We start from the raw sequence: 18,148 nt of genomic DNA on the forward strand, positions 1-18,148 counted from the left end.
CGTGTTCGCCACCTACGCCGGCATCTACTTCTGGTTCCCGAAGATGACCGGGCGTCTGCTCGACGAACGGTTGGGCAAGCTGCACTTCTGGCTGACCTTCATCGGCTTCCACACCACGTTCCTGGTGCAGCACTGGCTCGGCAACGACGGAATGCCGCGGCGCTACGCCGACTACCTGCCCTCCGACGGGTTCACCACGCTCAACGTCGTCTCCACCATCGGCGCGTTCACCCTCGGGATCTCGATGCTGCCGTTCGCCTGGAATGTGTTCAAGAGCTGGCGCTACGGCGAGCCGGTCACCGTCGACGATCCGTGGGGTTACGGCAACTCGCTGGAGTGGGCGACGTCCTGCCCGCCGCCGCGGCACAACTTCACCGAACTGCCCCGGATCCGTTCGGAGCGGCCGGCGTTCGAGCTGCACTACCCGCACATGATCGAGCGGATCCGCGCGGAATCACACATCGGACAGCGCCACTGAATGTCGGCTGCTGTCAGAGCAGGTGCTCGACCACCCGGGAGGTCAGCACCAGCGCCAGCGCGATGAGCACGCCCACCTTGACGACTTCCAGTGCGACGTAGACGTAGTGCATCTGGGAGCGCGGCAGTGTCTCACCGGCGAGAATTCGGTTCGAGCGTTTGGTCAGCGGGGGTCGTACCAGGATCACCTGAACGGCCAGCACCGCCGCGGCCACCAGGACCAGGATCAACACGGCCGTCGACGGTCTGGCGACGAGGGTAGCCGCCAGAAGCACTGCGGCAAGCACGACTTCGACCCCGTTGAGGGCCTTGAAGACGCGCCGCCCGATGCCCAGCCCGATCGGAAGGGTCACGCCGGGCGCGCCGAACTTCAGTGGTGCTTCGAGAAACGAGATGGCGAGCACCATGCCGAGCCACAGCATCGGCACGAGCAATTGCACATATGCGGCAACGTCATTCATTGGACACCATCCTGGCCAGGCAGAGCTCGGGTGCGACGAACGGCTCGAGCTCCGCGGACATCGTCGTATCGCGAACCAGCCCCGCCAGCACCCCACGGTGCAGGCCGCAGCCTACTTCGGGGTGCGACCGCGCCAGGTCACGAATCGGGCACGCGTGCAGCCTGATCTCGCGCTCGCGCTTCCCGCGCGATCGCTTCGCCGCGAGCAGTTCGGGTGCGAACCCCATGCGGGCGAAGATCTGGGCGGCCACCGTCGCGAGACGGTCGAGTGCGTCGGCCTCGGACGGACCGACACCCGGGCGTACATCGGCCTCGATCGCCGCAACCATCTGGCCCGCCCAGCGCCGCCCCGCCCGCTCGGCACGCTCGCGCCGGGTCTCCTCGATCCTGCCGAGTTCCATCGCGAGCACCTCGGCGAGGACCCGGTAGTCGAGGCGGTCCTCCACCGCCACGTAGCCGGTCCGCGGCCGGCCCGCTCCGGCGCGGTGCAACCGGGTGCGCACGATCGCTCCCTCGTCGCACAACGCGTCCAGGTGGAAACGCACCGTGGTGACATGCAGGCCGATCTGGGCCGCGATTTCGGCCGCGTCGACGGGACCGTCGTGCTTGCGAACCAGGTGGAGCACGCGTTCGCGCTGCCGGTTGCGCGGCAACCGATCTCGGCGCGGCCGCGCCGCCGCAGCAGGAACTTCGTCGTCCACGGGGTGGTCTATGCTCCGGTATTTAACGGATGGGACTCATTCATATTAGCCGCCGTGCGGCCGCGGAGCCACCACCGTCAGCGACAGATCGTCGCGCTCCCGATCACCTCGTCACCCTGCGGATCGGGCCGATAAAGCACCATGGTCTGCCCCGGTGCCACGCCGCGCAGCGGAGCCCGTAGCTCGACCACCAGCCGCCCGTCGCGCAGTTGCGCCACACCGTCGGCGACCCCGCCGTGCGCTCGCACCTGCACCGCGCACTCCACGGGCCCGGTCGGTGCGACACCGGAGGTGAACACGGGCCGTTCGCCGGTCAGTGTCCAGACGTCCAGGTCGGCGGCGTTCCCGACGTATACGGTGCCGGTTTCGGCGTCGATGTCGGTCACATAGCGGGGTCGGCCGTCGCGGCCCGGCCCGGCGATGCCCAGGCCCTTGCGCTGTCCGATGGTGAAGCCGTGCACGCCGTCGTGCTCGGCCAGCACGGCGCCGCCACGGTCGACCACGTTTCCCCTGCGCACGCCGATGCGGGCGCCGAGAAACGCGCGGGTGTCCCCGGACGGGATGAAGCAGATGTCGTGGCTGTCGGGTTTGTCGGCCACCGCGAGCCCGCGGCGCGCGGCCTCCTCGCGGATCTGGGCCTTGGGTGTGTCGCCGATCGGGAACAGCGCGTGCCGAAGCTGCTCGGCGGTCAACACGCCGAGGACGTAGGACTGGTCCTTGTCCCGGTCGACCGCGCGCCGCAGCCTGCCGTCGGCCAGGCGGGCGTAGTGGCCGGTGGCCACCGCGTCGAAGCCCAGCGCGAGCGCGCGAGCAGCTAACGCGGAGAACTTGATTCGCTCGTTGCACCGCACGCACGGGTTCGGCGTTTCGCCGCGGGCGTACGCCGACACGAAGTCAACGATCACTTCCTCGGCGAAGCGGTCGGCGAAATCCCATACGTAGAACGGGATGTCGAGCACATCAGCGACGCGGCGGGCGTCGCCGGCGTCCTCCTTCGAGCAGCATCCGCGTGACCCGGTGCGCAGAGTGCCCGGTGCCGACGACAGCGCGAGGTGCACGCCGACGACGTCGTGTCCGGCGTCGACCATCCGCGCGGCGGCCACCGAGGAATCGACGCCACCGCTCATCGCGACGAGCACCTGCATCAGTCCACCGCTCCCGAGCTGGCCAGCACCGCCTGCCGGGCTCGCTTCACCGCGGCCGGAAGAACCGCAAGCGCGGCGTCGACGTCCGCCTCGGTGCTGGTGTGTCCCAGCGACAGCCGAAGTGACCCTCTGGCGTTCGCCGGGTCGCTGCCCATCGCGATCAGCACGTGCGACGGCTGCGCCACCCCGGCGGTGCACGCCGAACCCGTCGAACACTCGATTCCCTTGGCATCCAAGAGCATCAACAACGAGTCGCCCTCACAGCCGCGGAACGTGAAGTGGGTGTTGCCCGGGAGTCGGCCGGCACCCGCGGCCCCGTTGAGGTGCACGTCGTCGATGCTGGACAGCACGCCGTCGATCAGCCGGTCGCGCAGTCGGGTGACCCGCGCGCTGTGTGCCTCCAGGCCTTCCACCGCCACCTTGGCGGCCGCGGCCATCGCGACCGCGCCGGCGACGTGCGGTGTGCCCGAGCGGACGTCGCGCTCCTGGCCGCCGCCGTGCAGCAGCGGGACACAGGCGGTGTCGCGGCGCAGCAGCAGCGCGCCGACACCGGTGGGGCCGCCGAACTTGTGCGCGGTCACGCTCATCGCCGACAACCCGCTCGACCCGAAGTCGACGGGTATCTGGCCGACGGCCTGCACGGCGTCGCTGTGCATCGGTACCTCGAACTCGGCTGCCACAGCGGCGAGTTCGGCGATCGGCATGATCGTGCCGACCTCGTTGTTGGCCCACATGACGGACACCAGGGCGACATCGTCGTGGCGCTGCAACACATCTCGCAACGCCGCCGGGGTCACCGAACCGTCCGGTCGCACCGGCAGCCAGCTCACCTCGGCGCCCTCGTGCTCGACGAGCCATTCCACCGCGTCCAGGACCGCGTGATGCTCGACGGGCGTGGTGACGATGCGGCGCCGACGGGCCTCGGCGTCACGGCGCGCCCAGTAGATGCCCTTGACCGCCAGGTTGTCGCTCTCGGTGCCGCCCGCGGTGAAGATCACCTCCGACGGCCGTGCGCCCAGCAGGTTGGCCAGCGCCTCGCGGGCCTCCTCCATCCGGCGGCGCGCCACCCGGCCGGTGCCGTGCAGCGACGACGCGTTGCCGACCGTCGCCAGCACAGCCGTCATCGCCTCGATGGCAGCCGGGTGCATCGGCGTGGTGGCTGCGTGATCGAGGTAGACCGGCCCTGATGAGCCCCTGGGGCGAGCATCCGGCGAAGTCGACGAGGTCATAACCGTTCAAGTCTAGCGGCCGGGCCCGCACGCTCACGGTCGCGCGGTCAGGCCACCAGCGCGTGGCCGTGCCCGCGGCGGGACCGGTCACCGCGTACCGCGGATTCGCAGCGACCTGCCAGGTCACGGCGGTCGGTTCCCGGCAACTGCAGCGACGCGACGTGTACCCGCGCGACCGTGCGCCGCGCGGTCATCAGCCGCCGGATCGAGGCCAGCAGCGTGTCGTCGCCGATGTAGGCGGCGGTGGTCGACCGCCGGCCGTCGCGGTGGTGGTAGCTCAGCCGCAGCGGCTGCACCGGCCTGCCGGCGTCGATGGCGGCCTGAAACATCGCCGGCCGAAAAGGGCCGAACGCAAGGCCGCACCAGGTGGTGCCCTCGGGGAACGCCACGACGGTGTGCCCGGCACGCAAGCGGGCCGCGACGGTGTCGACGACGCCGGGTAGCCCGCGCAGGTTGGCCCGCTCGATGGGGATGACCTTCATCAGCCTGGCCAAAAGCCCCAGGCCGGGCCAGCTGATTAGTTCCGACTTGGCGACAAACCGTCCGGGCATCACCGCGCCGATCGCGAAGACGTCGACCCACGACACGTGCCCACTGACCACCAGCACCCCGGACAGGTTACGAATCGGCCCGCCCGACACCGTGATTCGCACACCGAGGCAGCGCAGCATCAGTCGGCAGTACCTGCGCTGGATGCGGGAACGTCCCGGCAGCGGGGTCAGGATCAGCGGGATCGCCGCCAACAACGTCAGCGCCAGGCCGGCGCGTAGCGCGATCCGGCACGCGATCACGAGGCGGTGACCCGCCGCCGTCGTACCGACGCTGAGGCAGCGGGCGTCGCACGGCGCCTGGGGCACCCATGGGCTGGTCACGACGCCATTCCGTCGACCATCGCCGCTGCCGCCTGTACCGATCGGAGCCTGCGCAGGTAACGGGTGTCGGCGCGGCGTTTGTCGAGCAGAGCCGGAAAGTCGGCCACCCCGAAGTCCGGGTCGTGAGCGGGATCGCCGCAGACCCGCGCGCCGAGGCGCAGGTAGCCGCGCATCAGCGCGGGCACGTCGACCCTGTCGGGCGGGTCGATGTCGTCGAGGTGCCTGCCGTCGACGATCACCGGACAGTGCGGGTGCACGGTGTACCGCGCAGGCGCGGCGTGACGGCGACGCACGAGGTCACGCACGCCGCGGATCTGGCGTCCGGGTACGGGGTCGTCGCCGCCGTGGATCGGCACCGACACGCAGCCGGCCACGTAGTCGTATCCGCAGCGGTCCAGATAGGCCAGGATTCCGGCCCACATCAACAGCACCACACCGCCGTTGCGGTGCTGCGCGCGCACCGCCGCCCGACCCATCTCCACTAGGTGCGGCCGCAGCGGATCGAGCCCGCGCACATCGAATTCAGTTGCGGTGTATAGGCCTTTCGCCGCGATCGCGCCTGCGGGTGGCAGCATCCGGTAGCAGCCCACCAGCTCGCCGGAGGTGTCGTCGCGCACCAGCAGGTGGTCGCAGAACTCGTCGAACCGGTCGGCGTCCGTGGCAGTGGTGAGCGTGAAGCCCGGCTCGGCGCTGAACACGTCGTGGCGCAGCCGCTGCGCGGCCTCGATCAGCGCGTCGTCGGTGGACAGCAGCAGGGTGTAGCGCGGCATTCCGGCGGTGCCGGTTTGGCCGGCGGGTATGAGGACAGAAGCAGTGCTCATGGCTGCACGGTCGCGCCGCCGCATCTCCGGACGGCGTCGCGCACGTGACGTGTCCGTGACCGCTGGATGACGACTTGTCTCTATGTCAGATGTCACTCCCGGAAGATCACGTTGTCTCCGACGGCGTTGCGCGGGGTGTCGAGGTGATTGGCCGGGAAACTCGGATCGGGATGGCCGATGGCCAGCCCGCAGAGCACGGTGAGGTCGTCGGGGATCTCCAGCTGTGCGTGCAGGGTGTCGGGAAAGTGGGCGATCGACGCCTGCACGCACGTGCCGAGCCCGCGCGCGGTGAGCGCGAGCAGCAGCGTCTGCAGGAACATCCCGACCCCCACGGCGTCGGTCGAACCGAGGTCGCGATGCATGCACACCACACCGGCCACAGGCGCCCGGAAGAACTCCCAATTGCGCAGCCGCGCGACCCGCCTGCCCTCGGAATCATCCCGTGCGATACCCATGGCGCCGTACACCAGCGCCCCGAACTCGAAGCGCAACGGGGCGAACCTCTCCGGAATGCCGACTGTCTCGGGGAATCCGCGCGATGCGTCCTCGAGCAGCGCCGCGACCAACCGGTCCCGGCGGCGTCCGGACGTGAGAAACAGCTGCCACGGCTGAAGGTTGGTGTTCGACGGTGCGCGCATGGCCAGAGCGAGGGCTTCGTCCAGCAGCTCCCGCGGAACCGGCTTGTCCGGGAGGAACATCCGTGTCGAGCGACGCTGGCTGATCGCCTCTTCGAGTCCGCTCATCGCCGGTCAACGGTGGCTGAGCCAGTCGGCGAACCTGATCTTCGCGATGACGGCGTCGTCGCCGGTGACCAGGCTGTGGTCGTCCACCGGGGTGCCGAAATAGGTGGCCTTGGGGTCGACGACGACGGACCGATCGTCACCGTTGGCGCGCAACACCGCCCGGGCCAGGTCGGCGAACGACATCTTGTCGGGCCCACCGATGTTGTGGAAACCGTTGCGGGCGGGTGCGATGGCCGCACGGGCCACTTCGGCGGCGACGTCGTCGGCGGCGATCGGCTGGATCGCCCCGTCGGGCGCATGCACAACGCCGTCGATCGTCAACGTCTCGGTGATCGCCTCGGCGAACTCGTGGAACTGTGTGGCCCGCACGATCGTGTACGGCACGCCCGATTCCCGCAGGATCGTCTCCTGCACGACCTTGGCCCGCATGTAGCCGCTTTCGGGCAGCTCGTCGGCGCCGACGATGGACAACGCCACATAGTGGCCGACACCGGCTACGGCGGCGCCCTTGGTCAGGTTGGTGGTCGAGGCGGTGAAGAACTGCTTCACCGCGTCGTCCTCGAACGATGGCGAGTTCGTCAGGTCCACCAGCACGTCCGCGCCGCGCAGCGCGTCGGCGACCCCCTCGCCGGTGAGCACGTCCAGCCCGCTTTGCCGGGAGGCCGAGACCACCGTGTGGCCGGCGGCTTCGAGCAGGGGAACCACCTTGGAGCCGATCAGACCGGTGGCGCCGATTACCGTGATCTTCATTTCCGAACACCTTTCCTTTGGTCGCAGCTCCACGCTCCCACCAGGTGATGTCCGTTGCACCCTTGAAAATCCGTAGTCCCCGCGCGCACGCAAAACGCCCCGACGGAGACGTCGGGGCGTTTGCGTTGTACCAGTCGGTGGCGGGCTATCCCTTGCGGGCCTTGACCGCCTCGGTCAGCTGCGGGGTGACCTTGAACAGGTCACCGACGATGCCCAGGTCGGCGATCTCGAAGATCGGCGCCTCCTCGTCCTTGTTCACCGCGATGATCGTCTTCGACGTCTGCATGCCGGCGCGGTGCTGGATGGCACCGGAGATGCCGAGCGCGATGTAGAGCTGCGGCGACACGGTCTTGCCGGTCTGGCCCACCTGGAACTGGCCCGGGTAGTAGCCGGAGTCGACCGCGGCGCGGGACGCGCCGACGGCGCCGCCGAGCGCGTCGGCCAGCTCCTCGACGATCTTGAAGTTCTCGGCGCTGCCGACACCGCGCCCGCCGGAGACCACGACGGTGGCCTCGGTGAGCTCCGGACGGTCACCGGCCACGGCCGGTTCGCGCTTGGTGATCTTCGTCGCACTCTCGGCCTGGGCCGGCACCTCGACGCTGACGACCTCGCCGGCACCCGCACTCGGCGCGGCTTCCACCGCACCGGGGCGCACGGTGATGACCGCGAGCTCACCGGTGGACTCGGCCTCCACGGTGTAGGCGCCACCGAAGATCGAGTGCACGGCCTTGCCGCCCTCCTTGACCTCCACGACGTCGGTCAGCACACCTGCGCCGGTGCGCGCGGCCAGCCGCCCGGCGATCTCCTTGCCGTCGGCTGAGGCAGCCAGCAGCACCGCGGCGGGGCTGGCCGACTCGACCAGCGAGGCCAGCACGTCCACGTACGGGGTGATGAGGTAGTTCTCCGCGTCGTCGGACTCGGCGGTGTAGATCTTGGCCGCGCCGGCCTCCTTCAGCCCCTCGATGAGCGGCTCGGCGGTGCCCGGCTTGCCCACCACGACGGCGGAAGGCTCACCCAGAACGCGGGCGGCGGTGATCAGTTCAGCGGTGACCTTCTTGAGGGCACCCTCGGCGTGCTCGACGAGCACAAGTACTTCTGCCATGAGTTTCTGCGTCTTTCTCCGAAGTCGGGACTAGATGATTTTCTGAGCGACCAGGTACTCGGCGATCTTGGTGCCGCCGTCGCCTTCGTCGGTGATCTTCTCGCCGGCCGTCTTCGGCGGCTTCGGGGTCGAGGAGAGCACCTTCGAACCCGCGTTCTCGACTCCGACCTCGTCGGGCTCGACGCCGATCTCGGCGAGCGTCAGCGTGGTCACTTCCTTCTTCTTGGCGGCCATGATGCCCTTGAAGGAGGGGAAGCGCGGTTCGTTGATCTTCTCGTTCACGCTCACCACGGCCGGCAGCTGCGCCTCGAGCGTGAAGACGCCGTCATCGGTCTCGCGCTCGCCGACGACCTTGCCGCCCTCGACCGTCACCTTGCGCAGGTGGGTCAGCTGGGGCAGGCCGAGGTACTCGGCCACGATGGCCGGAACCGCGCCCCCGACACCGTCGGTGGATTCGTTGCCGGCGATGACGAGCTCGGTGCCCTCGATGGTGCCGAGCGCACGCGCCAGGGCCCACCCGGTCTGCACCATGTCGGAGCCGTGCATGCCGTCGTCGACGAGGTGCACGGCCTTGTCGGCGCCCATCGACAGCGCCTTGCGGATGGCCTCGGTGGCGCGCTCGGGACCGGCTGTGAGCACTGTCACAGTGCCCTCACCGCCGTCTTTCTCCTTGATCAGCAGCGCTTCTTCCACCGCGCGCTCGTTGATCTCGTCCAGCACGGCGTCGGCGGCCTCACGGTCGAGGGTGAAATCACCGTCGGTCAGCTTGCGCTCTGACCATGTGTCTGGGACCTGTTTGATCAGGACCACGATGTTCGTCATGAGTCTGGTTCGTCCTCCTTGAAGAGACCGGACGGCCGGCCTGCATTACCACGTTTGAAGCAACTAACACCATGTTACTAGCGAGTAACTTGTGGTGGGTCGCAGGAACACCATAGCGGGTCGAAGCTCGCGTTCTAGCAGCACGTAGGCGTTGAACCGTTCGCCGGCGAGCCGATAGGGGTTAGCCTGCCTTGCAATGAGCGCATTCGTCACCGGCGGTCCGGACCTGCCCCTCACCGGGGAACGCACGGTTCCGGGCTTGCCGGAGGAGAACTACTGGTTCCGCCGCCACGAGGTCGTGTATCAGCGGCTGGCGGATCGCTGCGCGGGTAAAGACGTCCTCGAGGCGGGCTGCGGCGAGGGCTACGGCGCGGACCTGATCGCCGATGTGGCGCGACGCGTGATCGGTCTGGACTACGACGAGTCGGCGGTCGCGCACGTCCGGGCGCGCTATCCCCGCGTCGAGATGCGCCACGGAAACGTGGCCGAGCTACCCCTCGCCGACGAGGTCGACGTGGTGGTCAACTTCCAGGTGATCGAACATCTGTGGGATCAAGGGCAATTCGTCTCCGAGTGCCTGCGCGTGTTGCGTCCCGGCGGCACGCTGCTGATGTCGACACCCAACCGGATCACGTTCTCCCCCGGCCTGGACACCCCGGTCAACCCGTTTCACACCCGCGAGCTCAACGCGGCGGAACTCACCGAACTGCTGACCACTGCGGGCTTTCGGATGGAGCGCATGTGCGGCGTCTTCCACGGCCCGCGACTGCTCGAATTGGATGCCCGCCACGGCGGTTCGATCATCGACGCCCAGATCGACCGCGCGTTGGCTGACGCACCCTGGCCGGCCGGCCTGCTCGCCGACGTCGCGTCGGTGCGCACCGAGGACTTCGACCTGATCGACGCCGCGGACCGCAACATCGACGACAGCCTCGACCTGGTGGCAATCGCGGTGCGGCCGTGAGCACTTCGACACCGGGGATGTTCACCCTTGTGCTGCACACGCACCTGCCGTGGCTGGCCCATCACGGCCGCTGGCCGGTCGGCGAGGAGTGGCTCTATCAGTCATGGTCGGCGGCCTACCTGCCGCTGATGCGTGTGCTTCGCGGGCTTGCCGCCGAAGGCCGTCGGCATGTGGTGACGCTCGGCATGACGCCGGTGGTCACCGCGCAGCTCGACGACCCGTATTGCCTCACGGGCATGCACCACTGGCTGGCGAATTGGCAGTTGCGCGCGCTGGAGGCGACGACGCTCGGAGCTCCGTTGCGCCAGTTCGGGATTCGTGAGCTGGCCGAGACCGAACGGGCGATCGACGACTTCGAGGCGCTGTGGGCCCACGGCGGTAGCCCGCTGCTGCGCGAGTTGATCGACGCGGACACCATCGAGTTGCTCGGCGGCCCGTTGGCGCATCCGTTTCAGCCGCTGCTTCATCCGCGGTTGCGCGAGTTCGCGTTGCGTGAGGGGCTCGCCGACGCCTCGCTGCGCTTCGCGCATACCCCGCGCGGCATCTGGGCGCCCGAGTGCGCCTACGCGCCGGGCATGGAAAACGACTATGCCGCAGCCGGTGTCGGTCATTTCATGGTCGACGGTCCGTCGCTGCACGGTGACACCGCGCTGGGCCGCCCGGTGGCCGGGTCGGATGTCGTCGCGTTCGGCCGTGACCTGCAGGTCAGCTACCGGGTGTGGTCACCCAAGTCGGGCTATCCGGGCCACTCGGCGTACCGCGACTTTCACACCTATGACCACACCACCGGCCTGAAGTCCGCGCGGGTGACCGGACGCCACGTCGCCGCCGAGGACAAGGCGCCCTACGACCCGCAGCGCGCCGATCACGCAATCGACCACCACGTCGCCGATTTCGTCGACGTGGTGCGCCGGCGCCTCGTCGACGAGAGCGAACGCATCGGCAGGCCGGCCCACGTCATCGCGGCGTTCGACACCGAGTTGTTCGGGCACTGGTGGTACGAGGGTCCGACATGGCTGCAGCGGGTGCTGCGGGCTCTGCCGCAGGCCGGTGTGCGGGTGGGCACGCTGTCCGACGCGATCGCCGACGGTTTCGTGGGTTCCGCCGTCGAATTGCCGTCCAGCTCATGGGGTTCCGGAAAGGACTGGCATGTGTGGGCCGGTGAGAAGGTCAGCGATCTGGTCCAGTTGAACAACGAAGTCGTCGACACCGCGCTGTCCACCGTCGACAAGGCGCTCGGTGAGACCAACGCATCGGTCGGCGCACCCACCCCGCGCAACTTCGTCGCCGATCAGATCCTGCGCGAGACGTTGTTGACGGTGTCCAGCGACTGGCCGTTCATGGTGAGCAAGGATTCGGCCGCGGACTATGCCCGCTATCGCGCACACCTGCACGCCCATGCCACGCGCGAGATCGCCGATGCGATGGCGTCGGGCCGGCAGGACCACGCTCAGCGACTGGCCGAGGGCTGGAACCGCGCCGACGGACTTTTCGGCGCGCTGGACGCCAGGCGGTTGCCCCGATGACCGCGGCGACCCCCTCCATCGTGGGCGAGCGTGCGTGTCTGAGGGCGACACGCCGTGATTCAGCGCGACTTCACGCACGTTCCCTACTTACGTGTGGGCCCACGCGGCGCACCGGTGGCATCGCATGAAAGTCCTCATGGTGTCGTGGGAGTACCCGCCGGTGGTCGTCGGCGGCCTCGGCCGCCATGTCCACCACCTCGCCACGGCACTGGCGGCCGCCGGACACGAGGTCGTCGTGCTCAGCCGTCGGCCCAGCGGCACCGATCCCAGCACCCACCCGACTGCCGACGACGTCAGCGAGGGTGTGCGCGTCATCGCGGCCGCACAGGACCCGCACGAGTTCGACTTCGGCAGCGACATGATGGCCTGGACGCTGGCGATGGGGCATTCGATGGTGCGCGCCGGGCTGGCGATCAAGGGCCCCGACACCGAACCGTGGAAACCAGACGTCGTCCATGCACACGACTGGCTGGTCGCTCATCCGGCGATCGCACTCGCCGAATACTTCGATGTGCCACTGATTTCCACCATCCACGCCACCGAGGCGGGCAGGCACTCCGGCTGGGTGTCGGGGCGGATCAGCCGCCAGGTGCACGCGGTGGAGTCCTGGCTGGTGCACGAATCCGACTCGCTCATCACGTGTTCGGCCTCGATGAGCGACGAGATCACCGAGCTGTTCGGCCCGGGGCTGGCCGAGATCCGGGTGATCCGCAACGGAATCGACGTCGCGCGTTGGCCGTTCGCGCCGCGACGGCCGCGCCAGGGCCCGGCGCAGCTGCTGTATCTGGGCCGGCTCGAGTACGAGAAGGGTATTCACGACGCCATCGCGGCGCTCCCCCGCATCAGGCGCACCCACCCAGGCACCACGCTGACCATCGCGGGCACCGGCACCCAGCAGGCGTGGCTCGTCGAGCAGGCACGAAAACACAAGGTGCTCAGGGCCACATCGTTCGTCGGCCATCTCAACCACGACGACCTGGTCGACCTGCTGCACGCCGCGGACGCCGCCGTGCTGCCCAGCCACTACGAACCGTTTGGCATCGTCGCGCTGGAGGCGGCGGCGACGGGCACCCCGTTGGTGACCTCCAACGTCGGCGGCCTGGGCGAGGCGGTGATCAACGGCCAGACCGGGGTGTCGTATCCGCCGCGGGACATCGCGGCCCTGGCCAACGCGGTCCGCGCCGTGCTCGACGACCCGCGGGCCGCCCAGGAGATGGCCGTCGCCGCGCGCGAACGCCTCACCTCGGACTTCGATTGGGACGCGGTCGCCGAGGAGACCGCCCAGGTGTACCTTTCGGCCAAACGCGCTGAGCGCCAACCACATCGCCGACGGCCCATCATCGAGCACGCGCTACCCGACCGCTGACATAGTGGGCGCGAGGGTGCGCAAACTCTCCCGAAATGACGGCGTGTCGGCCGCAAACACGCACGCTCGCGCACAAGGGCGAGTGGGCTCGCGCACAAGGGCGAGTGGGCTCGCGCACAAGGGCGCAACGGCTCTTAGCGTGACGCTTTCTTGCGCTCGATGTCGGCCAGCGCCGCGGCGAGCTCGGCGCGCTGGGCCGCCGACGTCTCCCACGCCAGCCGCCGATTCTTGACGACCTTCGCCGGCGCACCCACCGCGATCGAGAAGTCCGGGATCTCGCCCTTGACCACCGCGTGCGACCCGAGCACGCACCCGCGCCCGACCGTGGTGTTGCGCAGCACGGTGACCTTCGTCGCGATCCAGGTGTCGGGGCCGATCCGCACCGGGCCCTTAACGATGCCCTGATCCTTGATCGGCACGTTGATCTCGTCCATCTTGTGGTCGAAATCACAGATGTAGACCCAGTCGGCCATCAGCACCGAGTCACCCAGCTCGATGTCGAGGTAGGTGTTGATGACGTTGTCGCGGCCGAGCACCACCTTGTCGCCGAACCGCAGCGAGCCCTCGTGGCAGCGGATCGTGTTCTTGTCGCCGATGTGGACCCAGCGGCCGATCTCCATCGTCGACAGCTCGGGCGTGGCTTGGATCTCCACGCCCTTGCCGAGGAACACCATGCCGCGGGTGATGATGTGCGGGTTGGCGAGCTTGAACTTCAGCAACCGCCAGTAGCGCACCAGATACCACGGGGTGTAGGCGCGGTTGGCCAGCACCCACCGCAGCGACGCCATCGTCAAGAACCGTGCCTGGCGCGGGTCACGCAGCCGCGACCCCCGCCAGCGCTTGTGCAGCGGAGCGCCCCACATGGTCGTCATGGCCGGAAAGCCTACGCGAGCACTCCGGCCGTGAGCGGTTACCCTCACGTGGGCTTCACGAACTCCCCAACGGAAGGAACCGGTGTTGCGGCGATTGACCGTGCTGGCTGTTTCCTTACTAACGGCGCTGATCACGGCCGCGTTGGCGGGGTGCGGCAACACCGACTCGTGGGTTCAGGCACACCCCGCCGAGGGCTGGCCGGCCCAGTACGCCGACCCGCGCAACAGCAGCTACGCGCCGGCGTCGGGCGCCGACACGTTGCGCCTGGAGTGGACCCGGTCGGTCAAGGGCGATCTGTACTCCTCGGTCGCGCTGGGCAACGACGGCTACCTGGGGTTGAACGCGCAGACGCCCACCGGCTGCTCGCTGATGGTGTGGGAAGCCGGCAACAACGCCCGCCAACGCTGGTGCACCCGGCTGGTACAGGGCGGCGGCACCGCCAGCCCGCTGCTGGACGGGTTCGACAACCTCTACATCGGCCAGCCGGGCGCCATCCTGTCCTTTCCGCCGACGCAGTGGTTCCGCTGGCGCAAGCCCGTGATCGGGATGCCGACCACACCCCGGATTCTGGCGCCAGGGCACCTGCTGGTGGTCACCCACCTCGGCCAGGTGCTGGTGTTCGACGCCCACAACGGCGCCGTGGTGGGTACGCCGCTGGACCTGGTGGCCGGCATCGACCCGAAGGACTCCGAACGCGGGCTGGCCGACTGCCAACCGGCCCGCGCCCGCTGCCCGGTGGCCGCCGCGCCGGCGTTCACGCCGACGCCCGGGCTCGTCGTGCTGAGCCTGTGGGAACCCGACGCCGACGCCCCGGTCCTCGTCGGGCTGCGGTACCGGCCCGACCAGAACCCGATCCTGACCCGCGAGTGGACCAGCGACGCTGTCGGCGGCGGGCCGTTGGCCAGCCCCGTCTTCTCCGCGGACGGCTCGACGGTGTACGTCAACGGCCGCGACGAGCGCCTGTGGGCGCTGAACGCCGCCGACGGCAGCGCGAAGTGGTCGGTTCCGTTGGACTATCTCGCGCAGACGCCGCCTTCGGTGTCGCCGGACGGGCTGATCGTGGCCGGCGGCGGCCCCGGCGCGAAGCTGGTCGGCATCAAGGACGCCGGCGACGAGGGCGAGGTGAGCTGGACCCGCGACGACGTCACCACGCTGTCGACGTCCAGCCAGGCGGGACCCGACGTGGCCTACACCGTGGTCCGCGACGGCGAGGACGGGCTGGCGCTGATGGTGTTCGACCCCGCCGACGGCCATACCGTCAACAGCTATCCGCTGCCCGAGGCGAGCGGCTGGCCGGTCGGCGTCTCGATCGGCCATGACCGCCGCGTGGTCACCGCCACCAGCGACGGAACGGTCTACGGGTTCGCGCCCGCTTAGCGCGCGAGCATGGGTGCGATGACGGCGCGCGGCACCGAGGCCTGCACCGGGCCCGCCGAATCCGGCAGCAGCGAACCCTGGGTGAAGAAGAAGATCACCGCGTCGTCGGTCAGCGCGAAGTTCTGGTAGTTGGCCGGATCCTTTCCGGCGCCGGGCGACGCCGGGACCACCGTGCCGTACTCGTTCTGCAGGGACCGGTCCACCTCGGGGAAGATCACGTCGAGCGGTTCGGCGTCCGGCTTGAACAAGGTGTCGAACGTGATCGGCGCGTTCTTGCCGACGTCCCAGTTGAACGCCTGGAAGAAGGTCTGCGGCTGGACCCCACCGACGTTCTGCCAGACGGTGAACACCAGGCTCCTGGTGCCTCCGGTCGGCGGGCCCGAACGATAGCTGGTGCCGGTGGCATCCAGCTCGTAAGGCACGTTGAACGAGTCGGGCATTCCCGCGACGTTGACGAATCCGTCGCGGATCTGGGTCAGATACGCGACCACGGGCGCGGGATCCGGGTAATCGTTGGGGAACGTGAAATCGAGTTGGTAGGTGGGGCCCTCGGCGTGCACCCGGCACACCTGGTCGGCGTCCACCACACCGTCGAGGTCCTGACAGGCGGTCTGCGCCGAGGCCACCGGAGAACCGAGGGCGCCGACGACGACACCTGCTGCCAACAGAGCAGTCATTGTGAGTGTGCGCATCGTCGGACATCCTTGCAGCCGGCCCCGGCGCTCACACCGGCGCGTCAAGAATCAGGGTACGTAACCGGTCACCGCGACGGACGGCAAATGAATACCGTTGCCCGGCTTGCGGGGCCGCTTCCGAGCCGGGTGATGATTGCCGAGGCGGCGGTCGATCCGCGCAGCCGCAACCGCGACCGCAACCGGTCTGGGTCCACGTCGACGCCGCGTACCAGGATCTCCACCGTGCCGACGTCGCGCGCTGAAAGTGCCTGGCGCAGTCGCCGTTCGCTGTAGTCGATTTGCTCGAGCACCTCGAAACCGCGCACGCCGTCGGGCAGCCGGTCCCCCGAAAGGTAGGCGATGGCGCGGTCGAGTTGCCAGAGCCCGTGCCGGGCCGCGTAGTGCCGCACCAGGCCCGCGCGCACGACGGCGCCGTCGGGATCGATGATCCACCGGCCCGCCGGCCCCACCCCGCAGTCGTCGGGATCGGCATCGGTGATCTGTTCTCCGGTGTCCAGAAGCGTGGCACGCCGGGTGACCCCGGCCTCCGCCAGATCCGCCGACCACAGGCAGGCCTCCCGCACGCTGCCCGCCAGCGAGGTCACCTCGATCTCACCCGTGAACCCGAGCTGCCTCACCGCATTGAAATCTATTCCGGGGGCGCACTTTACGACCACATCACGATCACGATACGTCTCCAGCAGCGCGTCCAGCGGGGGTGCGTAGTCGCGCGGGTCGAATCGGCGTCGCCCGCCCCGTCGTCGCGCCGGGTCGAGCAGCACGACGGCACCGCGGGTGATCGGGCGCAGCGCGTCGGCGCGGCACAGACCGACATCGGGCACGTTATGCCGGGCCATCGCCAGCCGGACCGGATCGATATCGCTGCCGAGCAAAAGCGCGGCCGAATTCGCCAGCGCGGCAAGCTCGGTGCCGACCGAACAGGTGGCGTCGTGAACCCGCCTGCCGGCCAGTCGCCGGGCGCGGTGCCGCGCCACCGGTTCGGCGGTGGCCTGCTGCAGGGCCTCGTCGGTGAACAGCCAGTTGTGGGCGCAGGGCAGCTTGGCCGCGGCCTTGCGGCGCAACACCGTCGTCTCCACCAGCGCGGCGGTGTGCTCGCCGAAACGTTCGCGCGCCCAAGCGATGTCGGACACCAGGGTGGCATCGGTCAGCGGTAGTGCGGCGACCTCACGCAACGCCTGCGCACCGGCGTCGCTGCGCAGGTAGGCGACGTGGTCGAGGTTGAACTTCAGGACGGTTTGACCCCGGTCACCATCACGTTGTAGAACCAGCTCTTCGGTACGACGCGCCGCCAGATGTTGTCGTCGACCCAGCTCAACGTGATCCAGCTGTTGAACGCGAACTTGGCGTAACCCCAACCCAACCGGCCGGGCGGCACCGCCGCCTCGAACGTGCGTAGCGGCCAGCCCACCATCGCGGCAGTGAATTCGGTTGTCGCGGTGGACACTTCGACGGCACCGGCATTACGCGCCATCCGTTCCAGGTCGCCGGGGTCGAACGTGTGCAGGTCGACGACCGCCTCCAGCGCCGCGGCGCGTGACGACTCGTCGAGTTCGGCCTGCGGCCGGCGCCAGGAGCCAAGCCCGGGCAGCCTGGTCAGGTTCGTCACCGTGCGCCACGTCAGCGTCGACAACGGCCTGGCGTAGTTCTCCCCCGCGTTGGTCGGCTCACCGGCGAACACGAACCGGCCGCCGGGCTTGAGCACCCGGACCACCTCACGCAGCGACAGCTCCACGTCGGGGATGTGGTGCAGCACCGCGTGGCCGACCACCAGGTCGAACGTGTCGTCGTCGTACGGGATGCCCTCGGCGTCGGCGACCCGGCCGTCGATCTCGAGGCCGAGGTTCTCTCCGTTGCGGGTGGCGACCTTGACCATGCCCGGGGACAGGTCGGTGACCGAACCGCGCCGCGCGACGCCGGCCTGGATCAGGTTGAGCAGAAAGAATCCGCTGCCGCAGCCCAACTCGAGCGCCCGGTCGTAGGGCAGGTTGCGCAACTCCCGCTCGGGCACCGTCGCGTCGAACAGGTCGCGCGCGTAGTCCACGCACCGCTTGTCGTAGGAGATCGACCACTTGTCGTCGTAGCTTTCGGCTTCCCAGTCGTGGTAGAGCACCTGGGCCAGCTTGCTGTCGTGGCGGGCCGCCTCCACCTGCTCCGCGGTCGCGTGCGGATTAGGCGCCGGTTCGGCGGCGACGTCGAAACGCGCGCCGGTTTCGTCGAAGCTCATG

Annotated in this window: 19 protein-coding genes; 5 read left to right on the forward strand and 14 right to left on the reverse strand. The window is 69.0% G+C overall.

From position 1 onward, the window contains the following. On the forward strand, window positions 1-478 hold a 478-nt coding region (locus tag MELE44368_RS20680; protein WP_206613824.1), incomplete at its 5' end, for a cbb3-type cytochrome c oxidase subunit I. A 13-nt stretch (window positions 479-491) separates the two neighbouring features. Here the strand turns inward: MELE44368_RS20680 and MELE44368_RS20685 are convergent. From MELE44368_RS20685 to MELE44368_RS20730, 10 genes are all read right to left on the reverse strand, one after another. Beyond that, the gene (locus MELE44368_RS20685; RefSeq protein ID WP_128110232.1) at window positions 492-938 is read right to left on the reverse strand and encodes a hypothetical protein; all 447 of its coding nucleotides are present in this window, start codon (window positions 936-938) and stop codon (window positions 492-494) included. After that, window positions 931-1,638, reverse strand: coding sequence for a helix-turn-helix transcriptional regulator (locus MELE44368_RS20690; protein WP_128110233.1), 708 nt, complete (start codon window positions 1,636-1,638; stop codon window positions 931-933). Before MELE44368_RS20690 ends, MELE44368_RS20685 begins: the two co-directional genes overlap by 8 nt. A 77-nt stretch (window positions 1,639-1,715) precedes the next feature. Beyond that, window positions 1,716-2,783, reverse strand: a complete 1,068-nt coding sequence (gene mnmA, locus MELE44368_RS20695; RefSeq protein WP_128110234.1) for a tRNA 2-thiouridine(34) synthase MnmA — start codon at window positions 2,781-2,783, stop codon at window positions 1,716-1,718. Beyond that, window positions 2,783-4,012: a cysteine desulfurase family protein gene (locus MELE44368_RS20700; RefSeq protein WP_046750586.1), complete on the reverse strand. Its 1,230-nt coding sequence runs from the start codon at window positions 4,010-4,012 to the stop codon at window positions 2,783-2,785. The genes mnmA and MELE44368_RS20700 overlap by 1 nt, the downstream gene beginning before the upstream one ends. 47 nt (window positions 4,013-4,059) lie before the next feature. After that, window positions 4,060-4,884 (reverse strand): lysophospholipid acyltransferase family protein, encoded by an 825-nt coding sequence (locus MELE44368_RS20705; protein WP_046750587.1) that lies wholly within the window; start codon window positions 4,882-4,884, stop codon window positions 4,060-4,062. Further along, window positions 4,881-5,705 (reverse strand): GNAT family N-acetyltransferase, encoded by an 825-nt coding sequence (locus tag MELE44368_RS20710; RefSeq protein ID WP_128110235.1) that lies wholly within the window; start codon window positions 5,703-5,705, stop codon window positions 4,881-4,883. Before MELE44368_RS20710 ends, MELE44368_RS20705 begins: the two co-directional genes overlap by 4 nt. A 92-nt stretch (window positions 5,706-5,797) precedes the next feature. After that, window positions 5,798-6,448: a nitroreductase gene (locus MELE44368_RS20715; protein ID WP_128110236.1), complete on the reverse strand. Its 651-nt coding sequence runs from the start codon at window positions 6,446-6,448 to the stop codon at window positions 5,798-5,800. A gap of 6 nt (window positions 6,449-6,454) precedes the next feature. Next, complete coding sequence (locus MELE44368_RS20720) at window positions 6,455-7,198, reverse strand: SDR family oxidoreductase (RefSeq protein ID WP_128110237.1); 744 nt, start codon at window positions 7,196-7,198, stop codon at window positions 6,455-6,457. Between the two features lie 145 nt (window positions 7,199-7,343). Continuing rightward, window positions 7,344-8,300, reverse strand: a complete 957-nt coding sequence (locus MELE44368_RS20725) for an electron transfer flavoprotein subunit alpha/FixB family protein (protein ID WP_128110238.1) — start codon at window positions 8,298-8,300, stop codon at window positions 7,344-7,346. Between the two features lie 30 nt (window positions 8,301-8,330). Beyond that, entirely contained in the window at window positions 8,331-9,122 is a 792-nt protein-coding gene (locus MELE44368_RS20730; RefSeq protein ID WP_128110239.1) for an electron transfer flavoprotein subunit beta/FixA family protein, read from the reverse strand. Window positions 9,123-9,318: 196 nt separating this feature from the next. Here MELE44368_RS20730 and MELE44368_RS20735 point away from each other — a divergent pair, with 196 nt between their 5' ends. The 3 genes from MELE44368_RS20735 (at window position 9,319) to MELE44368_RS20745 (ending at window position 12,978) form a co-directional block, all read left to right on the forward strand. Next, window positions 9,319-10,086, forward strand: coding sequence for a class I SAM-dependent methyltransferase (locus tag MELE44368_RS20735; protein WP_128110240.1), 768 nt, complete (start codon window positions 9,319-9,321; stop codon window positions 10,084-10,086). Window positions 10,087-10,103: 17 nt separating this feature from the next. After that, window positions 10,104-11,612 carry a 1,4-alpha-glucan branching protein domain-containing protein gene (locus MELE44368_RS20740; protein ID WP_128110255.1) on the forward strand — a complete coding sequence of 503 codons (1,509 nt, stop codon included), beginning with the start codon at window positions 10,104-10,106 and terminating at the stop codon, window positions 11,610-11,612. A gap of 124 nt (window positions 11,613-11,736) precedes the next feature. Then, window positions 11,737-12,978 carry a glycosyltransferase family 4 protein gene (locus MELE44368_RS20745; RefSeq protein WP_082944373.1) on the forward strand — a complete coding sequence of 414 codons (1,242 nt, stop codon included), beginning with the start codon at window positions 11,737-11,739 and terminating at the stop codon, window positions 12,976-12,978. Window positions 12,979-13,112: 134 nt separating this feature from the next. Here the strand turns inward: MELE44368_RS20745 and MELE44368_RS20750 are convergent, their stop codons facing one another. Then, the gene (locus MELE44368_RS20750; protein WP_128110241.1) at window positions 13,113-13,850 is read right to left on the reverse strand and encodes an acyltransferase; all 738 of its coding nucleotides are present in this window, start codon (window positions 13,848-13,850) and stop codon (window positions 13,113-13,115) included. Between the two features lie 82 nt (window positions 13,851-13,932). Here MELE44368_RS20750 and MELE44368_RS20755 point away from each other — a divergent pair, with 82 nt between their 5' ends. Beyond that, entirely contained in the window at window positions 13,933-15,228 is a 1,296-nt protein-coding gene (locus MELE44368_RS20755; RefSeq protein WP_128110242.1) for a BamB-related PQQ repeat family beta-propellar protein, read from the forward strand. On the opposite strand, the gene MELE44368_RS20760 is transcribed toward MELE44368_RS20755, so the two are convergent. The 3 genes from MELE44368_RS20760 to MELE44368_RS20770 all read right to left on the reverse strand — a co-directional run bounded on the left by MELE44368_RS20760 (window position 15,225) and on the right by MELE44368_RS20770 (window position 18,147). Further along, the gene (locus MELE44368_RS20760; RefSeq protein ID WP_128110243.1) at window positions 15,225-15,920 is read right to left on the reverse strand and encodes an esterase; all 696 of its coding nucleotides are present in this window, start codon (window positions 15,918-15,920) and stop codon (window positions 15,225-15,227) included. The genes MELE44368_RS20755 and MELE44368_RS20760 overlap by 4 nt on opposite strands. 68 nt (window positions 15,921-15,988) lie before the next feature. Continuing rightward, complete coding sequence (locus MELE44368_RS20765) at window positions 15,989-17,191, reverse strand: class I SAM-dependent methyltransferase (RefSeq protein WP_409366143.1); 1,203 nt, start codon at window positions 17,189-17,191, stop codon at window positions 15,989-15,991. Next, a complete protein-coding gene (locus tag MELE44368_RS20770) occupies window positions 17,149-18,147 on the reverse strand; it encodes a class I SAM-dependent methyltransferase (RefSeq protein ID WP_128110244.1) in 999 nt (332 codons plus the stop codon). The genes MELE44368_RS20765 and MELE44368_RS20770 overlap by 43 nt, the downstream gene beginning before the upstream one ends. Window position 18,148 lies beyond the last annotated feature (1 nt).

This window comes from Mycolicibacterium elephantis DSM 44368 (assembly GCF_004014805.1).
In the GTDB taxonomy this organism is placed as follows: domain Bacteria; phylum Actinomycetota; class Actinomycetes; order Mycobacteriales; family Mycobacteriaceae; genus Mycobacterium; species Mycobacterium elephantis.

Excerpts from the sequence above, each read along its gene's own strand:
- MELE44368_RS20730 (WP_128110239.1), bottom strand. The coding sequence starts at position 9,122 with ATGACGAACATCGTGGTCCTGATCAAACAGGTCCCAGACACATGGTCA.
- MELE44368_RS20720 (WP_128110237.1), bottom strand. The coding sequence starts at position 7,198 with ATGAAGATCACGGTAATCGGCGCCACCGGTCTGATCGGCTCCAAGGTG.
- MELE44368_RS20740 (WP_128110255.1), top strand. The coding sequence starts at position 10,104 with ATGTTCACCCTTGTGCTGCACACGCACCTGCCGTGGCTGGCCCATCAC.
- MELE44368_RS20735 (WP_128110240.1), top strand. The coding sequence starts at position 9,319 with ATGAGCGCATTCGTCACCGGCGGTCCGGACCTGCCCCTCACCGGGGAA.
- MELE44368_RS20770 (WP_128110244.1), bottom strand. The coding sequence starts at position 18,147 with ATGAGCTTCGACGAAACCGGCGCGCGTTTCGACGTCGCCGCCGAACCG.
- MELE44368_RS20715 (WP_128110236.1), bottom strand. The coding sequence starts at position 6,448 with ATGAGCGGACTCGAAGAGGCGATCAGCCAGCGTCGCTCGACACGGATG.
- MELE44368_RS20750 (WP_128110241.1), bottom strand. The coding sequence starts at position 13,850 with ATGACGACCATGTGGGGCGCTCCGCTGCACAAGCGCTGGCGGGGGTCG.
- MELE44368_RS20760 (WP_128110243.1), bottom strand. The coding sequence starts at position 15,920 with ATGCGCACACTCACAATGACTGCTCTGTTGGCAGCAGGTGTCGTCGTC.
- MELE44368_RS20710 (WP_128110235.1), bottom strand. The coding sequence starts at position 5,705 with ATGAGCACTGCTTCTGTCCTCATACCCGCCGGCCAAACCGGCACCGCC.
- MELE44368_RS20685 (WP_128110232.1), bottom strand. The coding sequence starts at position 938 with ATGAATGACGTTGCCGCATATGTGCAATTGCTCGTGCCGATGCTGTGG.
- MELE44368_RS20745 (WP_082944373.1), top strand. The coding sequence starts at position 11,737 with ATGAAAGTCCTCATGGTGTCGTGGGAGTACCCGCCGGTGGTCGTCGGC.
- mnmA (WP_128110234.1), bottom strand. The coding sequence starts at position 2,783 with ATGCAGGTGCTCGTCGCGATGAGCGGTGGCGTCGATTCCTCGGTGGCC.
- MELE44368_RS20725 (WP_128110238.1), bottom strand. The coding sequence starts at position 8,300 with ATGGCAGAAGTACTTGTGCTCGTCGAGCACGCCGAGGGTGCCCTCAAG.
- MELE44368_RS20700 (WP_046750586.1), bottom strand. The coding sequence starts at position 4,012 with ATGACCTCGTCGACTTCGCCGGATGCTCGCCCCAGGGGCTCATCAGGG.